This window comes from Vibrio sp. 10N.286.52.F8 (assembly GCF_041468745.1).
Lineage (GTDB): Bacteria > Pseudomonadota > Gammaproteobacteria > Enterobacterales > Vibrionaceae > Vibrio > Vibrio crassostreae_C.
This window is the reverse complement of record NZ_JBFRJF010000025.1, coordinates 160452-179994: the sequence shown is the minus strand read 5'-3', so window position 1 is coordinate 179994 and position 19543 is coordinate 160452. Positions and strand designations below refer to the sequence as shown.

Genomic DNA, 19543 nt, shown 5'->3' with positions numbered 1-19543 from the left:
ATTAGGAAACAAAGCCGTTCAATGGGACAATAAAAAGTAATGTTCCAATGGCCTTGGTTAGGATTCATAGTGATCCGTGCCAGAAGTTTTGGACACTGAGTTAAGTTCCAGTACTCTGATACAGCGATTGAAACTGCCCTGATGATTAAGGGGATATTCTCTCTGCCATTACGTGCTCTTCAAGGTTTTATCAACTCTATCTTTGAGCTAATGGATGTTCCGCTGACCTCTCCTGGCTACACATGTATTAGTAAACGCTCGAAGACGGTTCAGGTCAAATATCGCAATAGTTCTAGAGGGGCTATTCACCATATAGCCATTGATTCGACAGGCCTCAAAGTCTTTGGTGAAGGTGAGTGGAAAGTAAAAAAGCATGGTGCAGAAAAACGAAGAACATGGCGTAAGCTGCACTTAGCTGTAGATGTGGATACTCACGAAGCGATTAGTGCGGAAGTCAGCCTTGTAAATGTTGGCTATAGTGAAGTGCTACCAACATTACTCAACCCTTTACGCAGAAAGGTTCATACCGAATCTACCTATGGAGCATATGACACAAAAAGTTGTCATGAGACCCTGAAAAATAAAGGCTGTACTCCGTTGATACCACCTCGAAAGAATGCAGTACATTGGGAGGATGGTCATCCCAGAAACGAAGCAGTAACGGCTCTGAAAAATGGGACAATATCGGAGTGGAAAACAGAGTCTGGTTATCACTATCGCTCAATATCTGAGACCGCAATGTCTCGATACAAGGGATTAACAAGCGGTAAATTGAGTTTGAGAAATTACAACGCTCAAGTGGGCGAAGTCTGAAAGTAATAGACTCAGAAAGCGTATTAATAATAACCAACAAAAGTCTGGTGAGTGTGTTACCTTGGTTGTTATCCCTACCGCTTAGTAGGGACTTCTTTTCTTTTCCGAACTCGCAACTCGGCACTCCTTAGTCGCCCTCCTAAGCCATACTGCAGGCTTTAATTATGTCCATCTCAACCGAAAAGTTAAGAAATATATTCAGACTCTCTAGAATTGAAAATGTAGATACCAACAACGTCCCCCATATAGCTCCTTGGTTACCACTTGCTCAGAAAGTAAAACCAGTCATCCCTTCTGCGATTATATATTGCGAAGGTAATTTTGGTAAAATTGATGGTAAAACCGCTAATGGATTAGTGAGACATTCGTTAAGCTATCGTATTCTATCAGTTATTGATAGTGAGTCTGCTGGCTTAGATGCTGGTGAAGTTCTTGATAACAAAGCCAATGGAATACCTATCCTTGCTAATGCTGAAGAAGCTATCATTCACGCAGAAAGCATTCCTGATTACTTCATTTTTGGCATTGCGCCATCAAGTGGCTTTTTATCTGACTTAGATAAAAGCATCATTTTAAATGCCATGTCACTAGGAATGAACATCGTAAATGGCTTACATGAATTCCTAACCGATGATCCTCTATTTTTAGAAGCCAGCTTAAAGAATAACGTTCGAATATTCGATACTCGCAAACCCAAAAATAAAGGCGAACTGAAAACGTTTAGCGGGAAAATACACAACGTTAAATGCCCGAGAATTGCTGTAATGGGGACGGATTGCGCGCTAGGAAAACGAACAACAGCAACAATATTGGCGAATGAACTGACTAAAAAAGGCCTTAACGTCGTTCTGATTGCCACTGGTCAAACAGGCATTATGCAGGGCGCACAATACTGCGTTGCACTCGATGCTGTTCCTTCACAATTTTGTGCCGGTGAGTTGGAATCTGTCATTGTACAGGCCTATGAAAAAGAAAATCCGGATCTGATTATTATTGAAGGGCAAGGAGCCTTGAGTCACCCTGCGTTTTCAACCAGCGCTTTTATCTTACGTGGCAGCTGTCCAACGGGTGTGATACTGCAACATGCCCCTAAACGTTTATATCGTAGTGATTTTCCTGATTGCCCAATGCCTTCGATTGCCTCAGAAATCAATCTTATCGAAACGTTTTCTAATACCAATGTTATTGGACTAACACTGAATCATGAAGATATGTCGTTGGATGAAACACGCAGTGTGATAGACAGTTACACTACCGAATTTGGTCTACCTGTTACTGATGTCTTGTCACAACCTGTCGAACATCTGTTGCACATCGTAACGTCAGCTTTCCCTAAAATAGAAAGTAAACTGGCCGAAAAAGGGTGAACTACCCTAGGTTAGACATCGATTGTGGGAAAGTTCACCATAACGCTCAATTCCTGATTACTCAGCTCTCACTGAAAAATATATCCGTTACGCCTGTAACAAAAGCCTTCCTCGGTCACCCTATCATCGCACAAGTTCTTATTGATGCTGGCGCACCAATGTTAGCCGATTCAAGAATCGAAAATCTTCAAAAGATGACTGAATCTGGCATTTCTATCCCCAAAATGCTGATACGTACACCCATGCTCAGTCAAGTGGCGAGCATAATAAAATACAGTGATATGAGTTTAAACTCTGAAGTTGAAGTGATTCAGAGGCTTTCACATGCAGCGGAACAACAAAATTGTCGTCACGATATTATTATTATGGTTGAGCTTGGCGATCTCAGAGAAGGTGTGATGCCTAATCGCGTTATTGATTTTATCCGTGAGATTATTTCTTTACCAAACATCACGATAAAAGGAATTGGTACGAATTTAGCTTGTCGGTATGGTGTCGCTCCAGATGATAAAAATATGAATATTCTTTCTGATCTTGCCGATGGAATTGAAGCTACATTTGGGATCAATCTAGAAATTATTTCAGGGGGTAATTCTGCTTCAGTTAACTGGGCTCTTCAGAGAACAGGCTTAACTCGAGTCAATCACCTTCGTATAGGAGAAGCAATTTTTTTAGGCTGTGAGCCTTTAGAGCACGAAAATATCAAAGGCTTACATACGGATGCGGTTTCTTTGACCGCTGAAGTGATTGAATCCAAGACTAAACCGACTTTGCCTTGGGGGAGTCGGGGGTTAAATGCTTTTGGTGAAAAAGAAAACCTTCAAGATAGAGGGGAGGTCTCACAAGCTATTCTAGCATTAGGCCGCCAAGATGTTTGTGTCAGCGGGCTTAAGGCTCCGAATGGGATTAAGATCATGTCTTCAACCAGTGATCACCTTGTCCTTGAATCCTCACAGAAACCACTATTTGTAGGGGAAAAAGTTACATTCAGTTTAGATTACAGTGCGCTCTTATCTTCTATGTCTTCACGTTATATCCATAAATATTTTAAGGCACCTAAAGGGAGAAAAAAGGAAGAAGGAGCGCATAATGCTATGAACAACAGTAATTTTCTTCGTCAGTGTCATGCTTAACGGTTGTCAGATAAGCCCAATAAAATCTAATGGGCTTGCCGATTATAGAGCGACGGTTATCTCAAGCCAACTGCCACAAGAGTTAGGCTCAATCACACTCGTAAATGCTCAGTCAGAGGGCAATAGTGTCACTCTTGTTTTCGTAAAAAAGAAAACTTTGAATATGGACAGCTTAGTAAAAAAAGTCGCCGTTAGTTTTTGTGACAACATCGAAATAAGACCACTATTAGAGAGTGGGATCTCTTATCGAATCATTACCTTAGGAAAAAATGAGAAAGTAGAAAGCCTTAACGTCATTTCTCTAGCTAAGTGCTCTAATTGAATGCTTAGCAGTCGAATGGATAAAAGCCAATACGAGTTGTTCAATGTACTCAATGACACTATTTTATTGAGGTTTGACCGCCTTACGCCTTGGGAAAAAAACTTTATCACAGAGTTACACCATAAGGTCGTAACTAGACAACTCATTTCAATTAAACAAAAACAGCTTGCTTTAAAAATTTCAATGAAAGCCTATAAATCAAAGAAGAAAAACGCGCGTTCCAACGTTTAATTTAAGCTTGTGTATACCTAATCTGTTCAAGGTCCTCTAAACCTTGGACAGATTAGTAGTATTTGCACTTAACGTATTGAAAATAATCAAGTGTAGCGGTGAATGGGTAACAACTTTCAGCGTAATGGCAATTGAAATAGTCTTTCGAGCAGTACTGACTACCTCGATCGCTATGAGTTATAACCTGCTCAGGGAATCCTCGACGGAATAAAGCCATCGATAAGGCATCACAGACCAGTGAGGCCGTCATTCTCGTATCCATAGACCAACCAATTACTTGCCTTGAATATAGGTCAATAATGACAGCTAAATACAGCCAGCCTTCGCTTGTGGCAACATAAGTAATGTCTCCTGCCCATTTTTGATTCGGAGCCGTTGCGTTAAAATCTTGAGCGAGCAAGTTCGGAGCAACGGGCATTTTATGCTTACTGTCCGTTGTACACTTAAACTTGCGTGCTGCTTTCGCTACTAAATCCTGACGTTTCATACTGGCGGCAATGGTCTTAACATTATGGTTATCACCGCTCTCTGCCAGTTCTTTCTGAATACGTCTGAGCCATCTCATTCTTTGCTAACGTCAAAGGCTTCTTTTACCTTGGTATCAAGCTTTTGGCGCTCTGTCTCACGTTGAATCGCCTTGTGGCGGTTCTCAACCCAATAATAAAACTCACTTCAAGAAACTCTGAACACCTTAGCCATACGGGAAATACTGAAACTCAGCAGGTGTTCGAGCATAAATTCATAGCAATTTACTTTAGATTTTTCGCGAAGTAGGTGGCGGCCTTTTTTACGATGTCTAGCTCTTCTGCTTGCTCTGCCAACTGCCTTTTTAGCTTAGCGACTTCAACGGCCAATTCTTGTTCTCGTTGGCTAATATTAGAATTCTTCTTTGTGGCTTTTCGCCAACCATAGATCTGAGATTCATGTAACGAGAGCTGTCTTGCAGCTGTAGCGACTCCCACTTTCTCTGCCAACTTCAGGGTTTCGGCTTTAAATTCAGGAGAATGGATAATACGTTTCTTCTTGCTTGTTATGGTTCACCTCATTAGTGATTGTACTCACTTAACTCAGTGTCCAAAACTACTGGTGCGGATCAGCAAGCTCGGGATCTGATAGCCAAAACAATTGAAGGATTAGGTAACCCGATTGCCTACCACCTTAAAGAACGAGACTACTTGGACTATCGTGCAACACGAATACCTTACCGTGGCAAAAATAAATCTGTTGAGATTTCACCAACAACACATAACATGGAATTGATTTATCTAAAGGGAATGTTCAAGAAACTAATCAAGTACAATCAATGGAAATACCCCAACCCGATTGAAGCTATCGATACAATCAAAACTAGCGAGAAGAACCTGGCATATCTAACCAAGCCACAAATTGAAGAGTTCCTATTTAACCTGAAGAATTTCAACCGCGTAATTACAGTCTCGATTCCACAGCTCATTGTAATCTCTAAGATTTGCTTAGCCACCGGTGCTCGTATAAGTGAAGCTCTCACTCTTACCCGTTCACAAGTAGCTGAATTCAAGCTAACTTACACCGAGACAAAAGGTAAGAGAAATCGAAGTGTGCCCATCTCACCTGCTTTGTATCATGAGATCTTAGATATCGCAGTGAACGACCATAAGATTTTTGACACTACTTATAAGGATGCCTGGCGCTACATTAAAAGGGCTTTACCTAATCATGCTCCAAGTGGGCAAGCAACGCATGTTCTACGGCATACATTTGCTTCGCACTTTATGATGAATAAAGGGGATATTTTGGTGTTACAGCGGATTCTAGGTCACACAAAAATTGAGCAGACAATGGCGTATTCTCACTTTGCTCCCGAGCATTTGATGCAGGCAGTTCACCTCAATCCTTTAGAAAATTAATGGCGACAAAATGGCGACAGCCACTGTAATCGAGCGTTATTTAGCGGTTTTAGACGTAAAAAAGGCGACAATTTAACCTGTCGCCTTTTGCTAATGAGAGCCTAATTTAGACTATTCCCAATCAAGGATAACCTTTCCTGAAAGCCCGCTACGCATAGCGTCGAAGCCTTTTTGGAAGTCGTCCACTTTGTAGTGGTGAGTAATGATTGGTGTTAGATCTAGGCCTGATTGGATTAGTGAAGCCATCTTGTACCAAGTTTCGAACATCTCACGACCGTAGATACCTTTGATAACCAAGCCTTTAAAGATGACTTGGTTCCAGTCTACTGCCATGTCTGATGGTGGAATACCTAGTAGAGAGATCTTACCGCCGTGGTTCATGTTAGTCAGCATGCTGTTGAACGCAGATGGGTTACCAGACATTTCTAGGCCTACATCGAAGCCTTCAGTCATGCCAAGATCAGACATTACGTCTTCAAGCTTCTCTTCCATCACGTTTACTGCGCGAGTCACACCCATTTTCTTAGCAAGATCTAGGCGGTACTCGTTTACATCAGTGATTACAACGTGACGAGCACCAACGTGCTTAGCAACAGCTGCAGCCATGATACCGATTGGGCCAGCACCAGTAATTAGCACGTCTTCGCCAACTAGGTCGAAAGAAAGTGCTGTGTGTACTGCGTTACCAAACGGGTCAAAGATTGAAGCTAGATCGTCAGAGATTTCTGCAGGGATCTTAAATGCGTTGAACGCAGGAATCACAAGGAACTCAGAGAACGCACCAGTGCGGTTAACACCAACACCTGTTGTGTTACGACAAAGGTGAGTACGGCCGCCACGACAGTTACGACAGTGACCACATGTGATGTGACCTTCGCCAGATACACGGTCGCCGATTTCAAAACCACGAACTTCTTGGCCAATGCCAACAACTTCACCCACGTATTCGTGACCTACTACCATAGGTACTGGGATTGTGTTTTGTGACCACTCATCCCAGTTGTAGATATGTACGTCAGTACCACAAATTGCGGTTTTCTTAATACGAATAAGAAGATCATTATGACCCATTTCAGGTTTTTCAACCTCGGTCATCCAAATGCCTTCTTCAGGCTTTAGCTTAGAAAGTGCTTTAATTTTCATAATGTTACCTAGTTCATCTCGCCTAACTGTAAGGCGAGAATCAAAAATCTATATGTTCTACTGGGTGTTGTTCTATCTAATTAAAGGATGCTCGTGGCACCCCTTTAAAATTAGATGATACCCATGTCTTTACCAACTTGGATGAACGCATCGATTGCGCGATCTAGTTGCTCACGAGAGTGTGCTGCAGACATTTGCGTACGGATACGAGCTTGACCTTTTGGTACTACAGGGAATGAGAAACCTACAACGTAGATGCCTTTCTCTAGAGCGCGCTCTGCGAATTCAGCCGCTACTTTTGCATCACCAAGCATGATTGGGATGATAGCGTGGTCAGCACCACCCATAGTGAAACCAGCGTCTTCCATGCGAGTACGGAAGTGAGCAGAGTTTTCCCATAGTTGAGTACGTAGGTCGCCAGATTCCGCAAGAAGATCTAGAACGCGGATAGACGCAGATACGATTGCAGGAGCAACAGAGTTAGAGAATAGGTATGGACGAGAACGCTGACGTAGCCAGTCGATCACTTCTTTCTTACCAGAAGTGTAACCGCCTGAAGCGCCACCCATTGCTTTACCAAGAGTACCAGTGATGATATCGATACGGTCTACAACGTTGTGGAACTCGTGAGTACCCGCTCCGTTTTCGCCCATGAAGCCCACTGCGTGAGAGTCATCAACCATTACTAGTGCATCGTACTTGTCTGCAAGGTCACAGATAGCAGGAAGGTTAGCCACTACGCCGTCCATTGAGAACACACCGTCAGTTACGATTAGTGTGTGACGAGCGCCAGCTTCTTTAGCAGCGATAAGTTGCTGCTCTAGCTCTTCCATGTTGTTGTTCGAGTAACGGAAACGCATTGCTTTACACAGACGAACGCCATCGATGATAGATGCGTGGTTTAGTGCGTCAGAGATGATTGCGTCTTCTTTACCTAGAATTGTTTCGAACAAACCAGCGTTTGCATCAAAACAAGATGTGTAAAGGATAGTGTCTTCTTTACCTAGGAACGTAGAAAGCTTTTGCTCTAGTTCTTTGTGAGAATCTTGAGTACCACAGATGAAACGTACTGAAGCCATACCAAAACCGTGCTGATCCATACCATCTTTAGCTGCTTCGATAAGAGCTGGGTGGTTAGCAAGACCTAAGTAGTTGTTTGCACAGAAGTTTAGTACTTCTTCACCAGTCGAGATAGAAACCGCTGCTTTTTGTGCAGAAGTAATAATGCGCTCAGACTTGTAAAGACCTTCTTCTTTAACTTCTTCGATTTGAGTTTGAATCTGTTGGTAAAATGCAGAAGACATTGTCTCATTCCTTCCTAGTTATAATTTAGCAGCATCGCGCGCCGCTTTATGTAGGGATGTAAACGATCTCAACACGATCATTTACACTGTAAAACTTATGCCTATATTCTAGTTGAACATCCCCGTTCCGATTATCCCTTTAGTTGGAAAAACATTAATGAATCACAGGCACTAATAATAGTTCATCCCAGTGACATAGGGCACATTAACGCCCTTCACCTGCTTTTTTAAACGCCAAATTAGCTATAATTTCCGTCTAATTTCGCTTTCATATCAAATCTCAATTTTTCATCTCAGAATGCGCAGCAGCAACGCCGCTATACAGATGAGCTTCAAACACAACAACCTATCAGAGCAATCACGTCAATCAATTAATGAAATTGATTCACAAATCAAAGTAAATCGCTCACAATTACCATTAAGTTCATCGTTGAAACTAGCCTATTGGATACTTATGATTAACCCAAAACTCATCGCCCTGCTTCCGGACCTCGCCTCGTTCATTTTGGTGGTTAACGAAGGTAGTTTTACGGCTGCAGCAAAACAGTTAGGCGTGACACCGTCAGCCTTGAGTAAGCTCATCACCCGCTTGGAAAAAGCGCTATCGGTGAAACTGTTTGAGCGTACCACTCGTACCCTTATCATTACGCAAGCGGGTCAATTGGTTTATGATCAGAGTGTGGTGATGATCAACGCAGCGCAACAAGCCGTTGAACTGTCTACCTCCGACCATACCGAACCTGCAGGCTCGATAACGGTAGCGGCGCCTGAAGCCTTCTTGAATTCGGTATTGCAGCCTTTCGTTGTTCCATTCTTAAATCAGTATCCAGAAATCCAACTTAAATTGAGAGCGGCTGACGGCGACATCGATATTTTACGTCAAGGCATCGACATTGCTTTCCGCCTGACTGATAAGCCCGACGAAAGCTTAGTATTGAAAGAGTTAGGAAAAACAAACCTCGTGTTGTGTGCAAGCCCTGACTATTTAGATGCCAAGGGGATTCCTCACCACCCTACCGAGCTGTCTGAACACGACTGTTTGTATCTTGCAGAGACAGACAAAGATCACATTTGGGATTTTCTTAAAGATGATGAATTTCACACGGTACCCGTCAGTGGGCGTTACGCAGTTAACCATTCGCAAATGCGACTAAAAGGTGTGAAAGAAGGTCTAGGTGTAGGTATTTTCCATGACTTCGTGATTCAAGATGCGTTGGCTGAAGGCTCCGTGGTACAAGTGTTGGAAGATTGGACCATCAAGAGTAACTACCATGGTGCTATCGCGATGCAATTTGCTCAAACCAAGTATATGCCCGCACGACTGCGTGTATTCATTGATTACGCCATGAAGCACTTAGGTGACAAGTTGGCAGGAGAAATAAACTGATGCTGAAAGGAATACACCACGCGGCCATAATCTGTTCAAACTACGACGCGTCGAAACACTTTTACACTGAGATTTTGAAACTTGAGATAATTGCCGAAAACTATCGTGAGGCTCGCCAGTCGTACAAACTTGATTTAGCGCTACCTAATGGTGCTCAAATAGAACTATTCAGCTTCCCTAACGCGCCAGAAAGGCCTAGCTTTCCTGAAGCTCAAGGGCTAAGACACTTAGCTTTTTGTGTTGATGACGTTCAACAAATCAAAAGCTATTTGGAAGAACAAAGAATCGAAGTCGAACAGATCCGAATTGATGAATTTACAGGTAAAGCATTTACTTTTTTTGCCGATCCTGACGGGCTTCCGTTAGAGCTTTATGAAATCTAGAGCTTTATCAAATATAGAGCTGTACAAGTCTAACGTCTTCTTAATAAACAGAGCATGTAATCTGAATAATGAAACTGACCTCCTCAAAAAGGAGGTCAGTTTGTATATCAATTAACTCAATGCCGTCTTGAATTTCTCAACGCGTGAAAATAGTAACCAATCCAGCAGCATTGCTGTCACGATCGTCGCTCCCGCCAGTGGAAACAGTACTGAAATAACTATCACGATCACTAAACCTGTCTTCCAAAGCCCTGCATCGCCAAACTTCGGTGGCGTGCCAAGCTTTCTTTGACCTGAAGGTCTACGTATCCACCACATCACACCGCCAGTCACGGACACAACAATGAACGCCAAACAAAACAAAGCATTTAGAAGCTTGTTAATGATGCTGATGTCACCTTGATGCAATGAAATACCTACCGCTAACGTTTTGGCAATGAAGTTATAATCTTGCCATGTCACCTCACCCAGAATACGACCTGAGTATTGGTCGAGGTGCGTAGTACGATCCTGCGTTGGATCGATGATGTCACCGCCCATAGTGTTGGCTGTGACCGTGTAAACACCTGTTTCTGAACGCGGGAAATTCACCTTGTATTGAGTGAAACCAAGTGAGTGCGCTTTTTGGATAACATCATCAATCCCGAAACTGCTTGCTGACATCACATGTTGAGAGTGGTCTTCGCCCATCTTAGAGTGATCATGAGGTTCAGATGCCTCTTCCACGTGATGTACATGTTCTGCAGGCTTATCTTGAGACAACGGCAGCGGTGTTTGTTCTAGATTCCATGGAAGTTCTTCCTCTGAGCCATGGTTAAGCGATGTGTGCATCTTATCAGACAGCGGAATATCGTCCCACATTTGAGCAGGGAAAGTGCTCCATGCTTGAACAAGCTTACCGCCCCAAAAACCTGTCCATGCCAATCCAGACAGAATAAACAACAACAGAACGAGCGATAACACACCTCCAATGTTCGCATGCAGATCACGCATTAAAATACGCGTTCCTGAACCAAATCGAAGCTTAAGAAAACCAGCGCGGCTCGCGTTATCTCTAGGTAACCATAAGTAAATACCACTGATGAGCAACAGAATAGACAAGCTTATTGCGACTTCAATTAGATAATCACCCCAATCACCAATCAACAAAGTGCCGTGAATGTCATTCGCGAGTTGGTACAGGCTGTCGCTACGCGGAATCTCTCCGACCACTTCGCCCGTATATTGATTTACCGTGGCGAAGACCGATGTGCCGTCTACAAGTGCTACCGAAAAGCGGTTAGCCAGATCAGGAGCTTTGCTCGGAACAAACTGGGTAACCGAACCTTGTGGGTATTGAAGTTGTACTGCAGCTAACTGTTGTGACACTTTAATCGGCTCGCCCGATGCAACAATCTCTAGGGCTTCGTGGTGGAAAGTCAATTCGATTTCATCATCAAACAGCATCACCAAACCTGTAATGCTCAGCATTAACATAAACGGGATAACAAATAGCCCAGCATAGAAGTGCCAGCGCCATGTGAGGAAATAGAGGGTTTTATTGCGGTCTTTGCTTTTTATATTGGTTTCCGAACCGGTTGTTGCACTGCTTTTAGACTGCGAAGTTGCTTGTGCTTTCGCAGGGGTTTGAGATTCATTTCTCAACATTATAATTTCCTTTGACACACGCAAACATACCTTCTGAAAAATCAGAAAGTAATCTGAGCATGTTTAACTTTACTTAATACTTTATTTTTTAATTATTTTAATGGGTTAGGTTTAAGCAATAACAAAGGGAGGGCCGCGCGGGGCTTGCCTCGTGTAGCGTTCGCTTAGAGCCAAAAAAGCGTAGCTGTCGGAGACAATAGAACTCAGTCGAGTTGTCAGTAGTGTAGTGGGAAGTTCATCTTGGTGAAACGTGGAAAAATGGCTAAACGGACACGGCTTTCCTTTATGAGTATTAGGTTCGCCTTCTTCGATTTGAACCAATTCAAAGCCATTGACCGTACATAACGACGCCCATACTCCCGCACTATTACCATGAGCATTGATAACAGGCATTAATGTCACTAGCGCCCAGCTTAATGCTGTTGCAAGTAACATGAAGAAGTTGAACGAGGTTCGGCGCATTATTCCAAGTCTTTATAAATTTCCCTTATTATGAGGGACTTGGAATATAGGTAAACGTAAAGATTAACAGCAAGTTAAAAAATTGAAGCTAACGCACACTCTTTTTCGTTAAATACTGGTTACAACACTAAAACTAAGAAAGTAATACTCATCTCTTTGCAGCAGGCTTTCGATAAAAGAGACAATAAAAACGCCGCCTTACACCTTCCTCGAAAGAGGGTAATGTAAGGCGGCGTTTTAGAAATCGAATCTTGAGGTTTGCTCTTTGTTACCTATCTAGCAAACGTTCATGATTAACGAATTAACCGAAGATCTTGCTCCAGATGCTTGGGTTACGCTTCTCATGGTACTCTTCACGAAGGCCATCAATAGTACGAAGTTCTTGCTGTGCCGACGCTAAGTCACCTTGGTCTAGCTTCTGCTCAATGCTATCCAGTGATGCACTGATCTTTTTGAAGCCTTCCATGAAGTTGTCTTCTTTCTCGACTGGGTAAACACCCGTTTTCAGCTCTGCCACTAGCGTATCTAAACGAACGATAGGCTTTTGCATCTCTTCAATGCTTTGAGCTTCTGCCGCTTGTTTGAACGCAAGCTTCATTTCTTGCATGTTTTTCTTAAGGTCTACATTAGCAAATGCGTTGCCAGACAATACTGAAGCAGCGATTAAGCCAGATAAAAGGATTGAGCGAGTTTTCATTGTTTCTCCAAGTGAAGCGGTGTCTTTGAAGTTAGAGCCGTCATTACTGTGGCACTTCGACTTTATTATTTTCGGCTAGTGTATACAAAAATCTTTCAGGCACAAAAATTGATTGTGTCGAAATGCAAACCCGCCGACATTCTCTTAAACAAGATCTGAATATTCTGGGATTTCATTACGACCGCGCAAGGCCAAAAAGGCTAGGAACTGCTTTGGCGAATGGGTAATCACTTTACTCGAATCTACGCCCACTTCATCTAACAATGCTGCGACTAAGTCTAAGCCACCGACATCTAAACAGAAATGCGCATCGCTGCCTGTTGTAATAAATGCACCCTTCGCTTTCGCTATTCTTGCAATCTCATAGCAGCGGTCAACACTGCCAACTCGGCTATTGCCTTTGAGTGTGGTGTTGTTGATCTCAATCGCCACGTTGTTCTCAACCGCACATTGAATAACGGCTTCGAAATCGAAATCAAAATTAGGATTGCCTAAGTGACCAAGCGCATCAATTCGACCGCCCTTAATCACATTCAACAATGCTTCTGTATGGGTAGCGACATCCGATGGGCGAAATACTGGCTCATGAAAACTCGCGATCACCCAATCCAAGTTCTTATCCACACTCGGATGAATGTCGATTTCACCCTGTGTGTTCATGATGTTTGACTCAACACCTCGAATAATTGCGACATCTTCAATAAAACGAGGGAGCACACGCTGATTGCTGAAGAACCAATAGTGTGGCGCGCCCGGCATTGATTCTGAATGATCAGTAGTACAAAACATGGCTAAACCATTTTGCTTTGCCGACTTGGCGTTTTCGATCAATGTGCTGTAAGCATGACCACTTGCGTATGTGTGGGTGTGAGTATCTACTTTGAGTTCCATGAATCAATGCCCTCTTCGCTCGGTCAAAATACGTTTTTCAGAAAGTAACTCTGAATCTCTTTCAGGAAAAGAATACTTCAGAAAATGAATGCCTAATGGCAACAATTCGGCCAGTTTATCAGCTGAAAGTGACAATTAGCACCCTAACATAAAGGTTTATTACTGGTTCATTTACACGACACGGGAATACGTGGCTAACCAGAGCCAGCCAGCGCTTGGCCTTATCTAAGTAGAACCGCACACACTCGGTAATTGCGCCAATTTTTTGCAACCTACCCAAGTTCGTCAATACTTAAACCAGTCTACAAACCGGAGTGTTAGATGAGAAGAAGACGATATCCGCTGAGTATCCACATCACTAGCCTTTTCCTAATTTTGACAACACTTGTCGGTGCGGTATTGATTTCGATAAGTTATCGGCACTCCCAAGAGCTGCTGCTAGGCACAGTGCGCGAGATCAGTAATGAGCACCGCGACAAACTGGAATCAGTATTTAAACAAGCCATTGCCCCTGTTATCACAACCTTAAATGTGATGGCGGTGAGCCCGTTTGTTGCTCATCAAGCTTCCGCTGTCGAAAAAGACTCTTGGCTTGCTTCGGTCGATATCATCTTCAAGCAAAACACCAATTTGGTCGCTCTATTTTATGGTTCTGAAGATGGTGACTTCAGAATCTTTCGTCCATTAAGCACCAATAAACAGAGAGCCGAAAACAGCGCGCCCGCTAAAGCGACCATGATGGTCAGCAGCACCAATCTAGACGGTGAAAACTTTATTACCTATCTTGATGGCGCACATCAAGTGATCAGTACTCGACAAGCAGAGAGTAAGTTCAACCCCACAACTCGTCCTTGGTTTCGTAACGCAAAGCCTGATGGCTCAATACAACTCTCTGAGCCCTATCTATTCTATTTCCTGCAAACCAATGGCATTACACTATCTAGGCGTTCTGCCGATGGCAAGCATGTGGTTGGTGCCGACTTTACGTTGAGTTCCCTCTCTTCTCAGATCAGTGAATTAGCTTATTCTCCGCAAACCCGACTCGCCTTGTTCGATCAACATTTTAATCTTCTCGGTCAGCATCAACTTGAGTTATCAGTACCCAAGCCTGACTCCCAATCTGATGACACAAGTAAAACTGAGCAAACGACGGGGAATCTCTCTGGCAGTGAGCAAGACCAAAGCTTCTTTAATGTGCCCAAACGTGAACAGATGGAAGCATTGAAAGCGTCCGTTATTGCGCCGCTTATCTCTGATGAAGAGAAGTTTAACCTCAATCTAAAAAACGTTGAGTACAACTTAAACACTTGGGCACTAACGCTAACGCCGGTTCAACTGACTCAAAATGTCACCTTATACTTGGCAGAAGCGACGCCACACAATGAGCTGCTCGCTGATCTTATCTCGATGCGAGACAAGCAAGTTGCGGTCGCGATTGGGATGTTGTTCATCTGCTTCGCTATCGTATGGTTTGTTGCTAATCGACTGTCTCAGCCGCTCAATACGCTGATGCAACTCACCGACAACATCGCTCGGTTCGACTTCAGGCGTACTCATTATCCCAAAAGCATGATTCAAGAAGTGGCTAACCTCGCCCACTCGATTGAGCTAATGGAACACACGCTTCATGATCTGATTACCCTACTTCGAGACACCGCCGGGAATCAGGAGTTTTCGATCTTAGCCAAGAACATTGCTCATCAAAGCTATTTAATTACCAAAGCAGAAACCATTGTCCTTTTCACTCAATCCAAAGAGAAAGACGTGTTTGATACGGCAGCCAACCTTGCCATTCTTCCTTTTAAGGCCGACATCAATGACTTCATCAAACACACGCCTTGGTTGCTGTGTCAGCTTAAATCTGGTGAGACGATCCATTTGAACAGAGAAGACAATGTTCTCAACTATTACCAAGATTCGATCTTCAATTCAGACCTGTACCTATTTCCACTATTAAACCGAGAGAAACTGTTGGTAGGGATTGTGGCAATTGGCTATGAGAGACCAATTACCAAGATGCAGGCAGACAAGCACGCCTTTTTAAGAGAGTTGCTCAGCTTTGCGGAAATAGCGAAAGACAACATCGACCAAATGCAGCAACAAAAAGACATGCTTAATGCCTTTATTGAGCTGATTGCATCGGCGATTGATACCAAGTCACCTTATACGGGCGGGCATTGCCAACGAGTGCCTGAGCTCACCAAATGGCTAACTCAAGCAACCATAGATGATGACCGCTATTACCCGCAATTCTCATTGGACAGTAAACAGTGGGAAGAGTTGATGCTCGCCGCTTGGCTTCATGACTGCGGCAAGGTGACCACGCCTGAATATGTGGTAGATAAGGCAACAAAACTGGAAACCATTTACGACCGAATCCACGAAGTGCGAATGCGTTTTGAGTTGTTGAAACAGCAAGCGGAAACCGATTACTGGAAAGCGATGGCGAACGGTGCACTACAAGAAGAACAACTCAAAATACTCGAACAAAGCCTGTCTGAACTGGATGAGGAGTTTGCCTTCGTTGCTGAGTGTAATCTTGGCGGCGAATCTATGACGGAAGAGCAGCTAGAACGCTTAGATCAAATAGCCAAACGCCAATGGAAACGTACACTGGATGATCAATTGGGTTTGTCTTGGTCTGAAAAAGAGAGATTTAACACCCAAAAAGAGTCGGTTGAGAAAGAGAGAACTGAGCCAACAAGTCAGGAAAAGGGTTTGCCTGTCATGGAGCCTCTGCTTGCAGACAAACCGGAGCATAAAATACCTTGGGACAATGGCTTTAACCCTGCCGATGTATGGCAAGAAGCGTTTGTACTTAAGCCCGGAGAAGTTAAATACAACCAAGGTGAACTGCACAATTTGAAAGTACGCCGTGGTACGCTAAACGATGAAGAACGTTTCATGATCAACGATCATATTATCCAAACCTTCACCATGCTCAACAAGTTGCCTTACCCGCCTTACCTTCAAAACATTCCGGATATCGCCAGCGGACACCACGAACGTATCGACGGTAAGGGATACCCAAGAGGCTTAAACGAAGACCAGTTACCTCTGCCGTCCAGAGCAATGGCAATTGCTGATGTCTTTGAAGCGCTCACCTCTAGTGATCGCCCTTATAAGAAAGGTAAACTCTTAAGCGAATCACTCAACATCATGACCGACATGGCCACCAGCGGTCATATCGATCCCAAGTTGTATTTACTGTTTTTGGAAAACAAAATCTACGATAAATACGCTGAGCGATTCCTAGAAATGAACCAACGCTGCGAGATTGACCCGCACGAACACATCGACCGAGTAAAAGAATACATACGCTCATTGTTCTAAGTTTTAAATTAACCATTCAGAGGATAAGCCATAACTCAATGGTTAGCTTTTAGCTGCCGAGTCCAATACCGCAACGTCCACTACAGTCGCTACAGCCACTGTGGTGTGCGGTTTTTGTTTGGCTTTCGCCTTGCTGTGTCTTTTTGCCAGCAATGTATTGGTGATGCTCGCCACGACAATCAGGTTAATGCCAATCATCTGCTGTGTAGAAAACACATCATCAAAGAACAAGCCCTGCCAAAGCGCGCTAAACAGCATGTTAGTAAAAATCAGAGGTGCCAACTGGGAGCCACTGTCTGCAAGCTTATACGCCTTGGAACGGAAGATTTGGGTATTGATGGTAAACAGTGCAAGACCAAGTGATCCGAGAACAATCCAGCGTAAATCGTCAAAAGACAGTAACGCCGACACGAAGCCTTTTTCAGCACTTTCAAGCACATCGGGCACCGCAGAAAGTGAAGTAAACACCACCATTGGAATAACAATGATTGCCGCGACTAAAAAGGTCCACGCGTTAAGCTCTGCTGGTGTCAGGCTAGTTTTAGACGCTCGGTACAAACTCACTTGCGAGCCAGAATTAAATACCCCAGCGAGAAGCCCAAGAAGAAGCGCAGGTCTAAAGAACTCCGAACCCAACTCAAACTGCGACCAATCGCCCGCCATCATAACTACGCCAACAAAGGTGACAGCTAAACACACGATCGTCGTTGTATGAATCTTGGTTCTAAATATTAACTTTTCTAACAATGGAATAAACAGAGGCCCCGTACTGAACAACACAACCCCTTCAACAAGCGTTAAGGTTTGCAGTGAAGTAAGGAAACACCACTGACACGCCACCATAAAGATCGCCCGCATCACCAAAGGTTTCCACATTTCTCGTGTCGGCTTGCTGATTTTGTAAAAGGTCAGGAAAAGAAATAAAAACAGACTGGGTAAAAAAAAACGCACAAAACTGAGTAACGAAGTGGGCATCACTTCAGATAGATACTTGGCCATCAAGCCACTTAAAGACAAACTGAACGTCGACAACAACATGAAAGTCGTCGCCTTGGTAATATCAGACATAATTATCACCTCCTATGACATCTATTTTAGAGGCGTGACGTAATGAAAAATAGCGAGTAATATTAACTATAACTGTAAGGAAAACTTACCAATGAAAAAACTCGTTCCGCTTAAATCCGTTTATGCTTTCATTGCTGTTGCTGAGACTGGCAGCATGACCGACGCCGCGCGGGTATTGTACGTCAGTCACTCTGCGGTAAGCCAAGCGATAAAGTCGTTAGAACAACTGGTCAACAAGCCTCTGTTTCAACGAGTCGGTCGTCGTGTTGTTCTTAATGCCGCAGGTAAGCGATATTACCGCAAAGTTGCTCCCGCACTTGAGCAAGTGATAGAGGCGACCGAAGAGCTTGCCAGAACGCCTAACGACCACCGCATTACCCTCAACATGGTCAATTCGCTAGCGATGCACTGGTGGATCCCACGAGTTCCCGACTTCCAAGCCTTCGCTCCCTCACTTGATATCCGCATTTCGACGCTAACTGGCCCTTTCGATATCGAGCAGGAAGGGGTCGATGTTGCGCTTGTACATGGCAAACCCAACGAGTGGGAACAATATTACAGCGAGAAACTGGGCGACGATGACCTAGTCTTGGTGTGTAGCCCTACGATATTAAAAAACCAGACCGGATTGAGCGTCGAACAACTCGTCAAACAAAACCCGACCATTGGCGTTTTTAACCTCAGGCGACAACACGACTGGCAAGTGTGGTGCGACAATCACCAAATCCCAATGCCCACATTCCATAGCAACCTGACATTCGATGTCTCCATTCAAGCGGTGCAAGCTTCAATTCGTTCGTTAGGCGTACTAGTAACGCATCGCTTGTTTGTGAAAGATGATATCAGCCATGGGATGCTTGTCGAACTGGGTAAACCGGTTGCTAACCCGCACCAAGATTTTTACTTTGTTTGCCCAAAAAACAAATTAAAACAAGAAAGTGTGCTAAAACTGAGAACATGGTTAAGACATGAATTCACACGCTCAGAGACAGCACTGAACGATGACATTCAAGAGCAAGACCAAACTATCAATCAATAAGCGAGTGACAGCTCAGCAAGCTTACAAGAGGCCATTATGATTATTACCACCACACAATCAGTCGAAGGCAAGCGCATTGTCGATTACAAAGGGGTTATTGCCGGAGAAGCCATTCTAGGGGTGAACGTTTTCAAAGATATGTTTTCAGGAATTCGTGACTTTGTGGGTGGACGTTCTGGCACCTACGAGAAAGAACTGGAAAAAGCACGTAACTACGCGTTCAAAGAGTTAGAACAGAAAGCGATTGAAGCGGGTGCCAACGCGGTGGTAGGCGTAGATATTGATTACGAAGTCTTGGGAACAGGTAATGGCATGTTGATGGTCTCTGCTAGTGGCACGGCAGTGGTGGTTGCTTAACTGAATCACTCGCTAAATCATGCGATTACCTAGAAAAACGCCCCTTAGCTGAATCGCTAGCTAAGGGGCGTTATTGTATT

17 protein-coding genes and 2 pseudogenes are annotated in these 19543 nt (G+C 43.7%); 11 read left to right on the top strand and 8 right to left on the bottom strand.

Going from position 1 to position 19543, the window contains the following annotated elements:
- Positions 1-105: 105 nt before the first annotated feature.
- The 5 genes and pseudogenes from AB4133_RS14020 to AB4133_RS14000 form a co-directional block, all read left to right on the top strand.
- A pseudogene (locus tag AB4133_RS14020) lies at positions 106-813 on the top strand (IS5 family transposase); the annotation flags it as partial.
- Between the two features lie 164 nt (positions 814-977).
- Complete coding sequence (locus AB4133_RS14015; RefSeq protein ID WP_372224816.1) at positions 978-2180, top strand: DUF1611 domain-containing protein; 1203 nt, start codon at positions 978-980, stop codon at positions 2178-2180.
- Positions 2177-3313 (top strand): alanine/ornithine racemase family PLP-dependent enzyme, encoded by a 1137-nt coding sequence (locus AB4133_RS14010; RefSeq protein ID WP_372224815.1) that lies wholly within the window; start codon positions 2177-2179, stop codon positions 3311-3313. The genes AB4133_RS14015 and AB4133_RS14010 overlap by 4 nt, the downstream gene beginning before the upstream one ends.
- Positions 3306-3635 carry a type II secretion system pilot lipoprotein GspS-beta gene (gene gspS2 / locus AB4133_RS14005; RefSeq protein WP_372224813.1) on the top strand — a complete coding sequence of 110 codons (330 nt, stop codon included), beginning with the start codon at positions 3306-3308 and terminating at the stop codon, positions 3633-3635. The genes AB4133_RS14010 and gspS2 overlap by 8 nt, the downstream gene beginning before the upstream one ends.
- Complete coding sequence (locus AB4133_RS14000; protein ID WP_004735670.1) at positions 3636-3866, top strand: hypothetical protein; 231 nt, start codon at positions 3636-3638, stop codon at positions 3864-3866. It abuts the gene before it with no gap.
- A 136-nt stretch (positions 3867-4002) separates the two neighbouring features.
- Here AB4133_RS14000 and AB4133_RS13995 read toward each other — a convergent pair.
- Positions 4003-4900, bottom strand: a pseudogene (locus AB4133_RS13995) (IS3 family transposase); the annotation flags it as partial.
- A gap of 36 nt (positions 4901-4936) precedes the next feature.
- On the opposite strand from AB4133_RS13995, the gene AB4133_RS13990 reads away from it, so the two are divergent.
- On the top strand, positions 4937-5752 hold the full coding sequence (locus AB4133_RS13990) for a tyrosine-type recombinase/integrase (protein WP_372224811.1): 816 nt from the start codon (positions 4937-4939) through the stop codon (positions 5750-5752).
- Between the two features lie 111 nt (positions 5753-5863).
- Here AB4133_RS13990 and tdh read toward each other — a convergent pair whose 3' ends face one another.
- The gene (tdh, locus tag AB4133_RS13985; RefSeq protein WP_086775105.1) at positions 5864-6895 is read right to left on the bottom strand and encodes an L-threonine 3-dehydrogenase; all 1032 of its coding nucleotides are present in this window, start codon (positions 6893-6895) and stop codon (positions 5864-5866) included.
- A 110-nt stretch (positions 6896-7005) separates the two neighbouring features.
- Complete coding sequence (locus tag AB4133_RS13980) at positions 7006-8199, bottom strand: glycine C-acetyltransferase (protein ID WP_372224809.1); 1194 nt, start codon at positions 8197-8199, stop codon at positions 7006-7008.
- A 454-nt stretch (positions 8200-8653) separates the two neighbouring features.
- On the opposite strand from AB4133_RS13980, the gene AB4133_RS13975 reads away from it, so the two are divergent.
- Together AB4133_RS13975 and AB4133_RS13970 are read left to right on the top strand one after the other, a co-directional pair.
- Positions 8654-9586, top strand: coding sequence for a LysR family transcriptional regulator (locus tag AB4133_RS13975; RefSeq protein ID WP_065584581.1), 933 nt, complete (start codon positions 8654-8656; stop codon positions 9584-9586).
- Positions 9586-9969, top strand: a complete 384-nt coding sequence (locus AB4133_RS13970; RefSeq protein ID WP_017069423.1) for a VOC family protein — start codon at positions 9586-9588, stop codon at positions 9967-9969. Before AB4133_RS13975 ends, AB4133_RS13970 begins: the two co-directional genes overlap by 1 nt.
- A gap of 111 nt (positions 9970-10080) precedes the next feature.
- On the opposite strand, the gene AB4133_RS13965 is transcribed toward AB4133_RS13970, so the two are convergent.
- The 4 genes from AB4133_RS13965 to AB4133_RS13950 all read right to left on the bottom strand — a co-directional run bounded on the left by AB4133_RS13965 (position 10081) and on the right by AB4133_RS13950 (position 13666).
- Entirely contained in the window at positions 10081-11616 is a 1536-nt protein-coding gene (locus AB4133_RS13965; protein ID WP_372224808.1) for a PepSY-associated TM helix domain-containing protein, read from the bottom strand.
- A gap of 111 nt (positions 11617-11727) precedes the next feature.
- Positions 11728-12078, bottom strand: coding sequence for a hypothetical protein (locus AB4133_RS13960; protein ID WP_017064798.1), 351 nt, complete (start codon positions 12076-12078; stop codon positions 11728-11730).
- A 301-nt stretch (positions 12079-12379) separates the two neighbouring features.
- Positions 12380-12775 carry a cytochrome b562 gene (locus AB4133_RS13955; protein WP_017059534.1) on the bottom strand — a complete coding sequence of 132 codons (396 nt, stop codon included), beginning with the start codon at positions 12773-12775 and terminating at the stop codon, positions 12380-12382.
- 144 nt (positions 12776-12919) lie between these two features.
- Positions 12920-13666 carry a phosphatase gene (locus AB4133_RS13950; RefSeq protein WP_017059533.1) on the bottom strand — a complete coding sequence of 249 codons (747 nt, stop codon included), beginning with the start codon at positions 13664-13666 and terminating at the stop codon, positions 12920-12922.
- 321 nt (positions 13667-13987) lie between these two features.
- Here AB4133_RS13950 and AB4133_RS13945 point away from each other — a divergent pair, with 321 nt between their 5' ends.
- Positions 13988-16999, top strand: coding sequence for an HD domain-containing phosphohydrolase (locus AB4133_RS13945; protein WP_372224806.1), 3012 nt, complete (start codon positions 13988-13990; stop codon positions 16997-16999).
- Between the two features lie 42 nt (positions 17000-17041).
- On the opposite strand, the gene AB4133_RS13940 is transcribed toward AB4133_RS13945, so the two are convergent.
- Positions 17042-18067, bottom strand: coding sequence for a DMT family transporter (locus AB4133_RS13940; RefSeq protein WP_372224804.1), 1026 nt, complete (start codon positions 18065-18067; stop codon positions 17042-17044).
- Positions 18068-18158: 91 nt separating this feature from the next.
- Between AB4133_RS13940 and AB4133_RS13935 the strand changes: the two genes are divergently transcribed.
- Positions 18159-19106 carry a LysR substrate-binding domain-containing protein gene (locus AB4133_RS13935; RefSeq protein ID WP_372224802.1) on the top strand — a complete coding sequence of 316 codons (948 nt, stop codon included), beginning with the start codon at positions 18159-18161 and terminating at the stop codon, positions 19104-19106.
- Positions 19107-19142: 36 nt separating this feature from the next.
- On the top strand, positions 19143-19463 hold the full coding sequence (locus tag AB4133_RS13930; protein ID WP_004730185.1) for a heavy metal-binding domain-containing protein: 321 nt from the start codon (positions 19143-19145) through the stop codon (positions 19461-19463).
- Positions 19464-19543: the final 80 nt, after the last annotated feature.

Excerpts from the sequence above, each read along its gene's own strand:
- AB4133_RS14015 (WP_372224816.1), top strand. The coding sequence starts at position 978 with ATGTCCATCTCAACCGAAAAGTTAAGAAATATATTCAGACTCTCTAGA.
- gspS2 (WP_372224813.1), top strand. The coding sequence starts at position 3,306 with ATGCTTAACGGTTGTCAGATAAGCCCAATAAAATCTAATGGGCTTGCC.
- AB4133_RS14000 (WP_004735670.1), top strand. The coding sequence starts at position 3,636 with ATGCTTAGCAGTCGAATGGATAAAAGCCAATACGAGTTGTTCAATGTA.
- tdh (WP_086775105.1), bottom strand. The coding sequence starts at position 6,895 with ATGAAAATTAAAGCACTTTCTAAGCTAAAGCCTGAAGAAGGCATTTGG.
- AB4133_RS13980 (WP_372224809.1), bottom strand. The coding sequence starts at position 8,199 with ATGTCTTCTGCATTTTACCAACAGATTCAAACTCAAATCGAAGAAGTT.
- AB4133_RS13975 (WP_065584581.1), top strand. The coding sequence starts at position 8,654 with ATGATTAACCCAAAACTCATCGCCCTGCTTCCGGACCTCGCCTCGTTC.
- AB4133_RS13970 (WP_017069423.1), top strand. The coding sequence starts at position 9,586 with ATGCTGAAAGGAATACACCACGCGGCCATAATCTGTTCAAACTACGAC.
- AB4133_RS13965 (WP_372224808.1), bottom strand. The coding sequence starts at position 11,616 with ATGTTGAGAAATGAATCTCAAACCCCTGCGAAAGCACAAGCAACTTCG.
- AB4133_RS13960 (WP_017064798.1), bottom strand. The coding sequence starts at position 12,078 with ATGCGCCGAACCTCGTTCAACTTCTTCATGTTACTTGCAACAGCATTA.
- AB4133_RS13955 (WP_017059534.1), bottom strand. The coding sequence starts at position 12,775 with ATGAAAACTCGCTCAATCCTTTTATCTGGCTTAATCGCTGCTTCAGTA.
- AB4133_RS13950 (WP_017059533.1), bottom strand. The coding sequence starts at position 13,666 with ATGGAACTCAAAGTAGATACTCACACCCACACATACGCAAGTGGTCAT.
- AB4133_RS13945 (WP_372224806.1), top strand. The coding sequence starts at position 13,988 with ATGAGAAGAAGACGATATCCGCTGAGTATCCACATCACTAGCCTTTTC.
- AB4133_RS13940 (WP_372224804.1), bottom strand. The coding sequence starts at position 18,067 with ATGTCTGATATTACCAAGGCGACGACTTTCATGTTGTTGTCGACGTTC.
- AB4133_RS13935 (WP_372224802.1), top strand. The coding sequence starts at position 18,159 with ATGAAAAAACTCGTTCCGCTTAAATCCGTTTATGCTTTCATTGCTGTT.
- AB4133_RS13930 (WP_004730185.1), top strand. The coding sequence starts at position 19,143 with ATGATTATTACCACCACACAATCAGTCGAAGGCAAGCGCATTGTCGAT.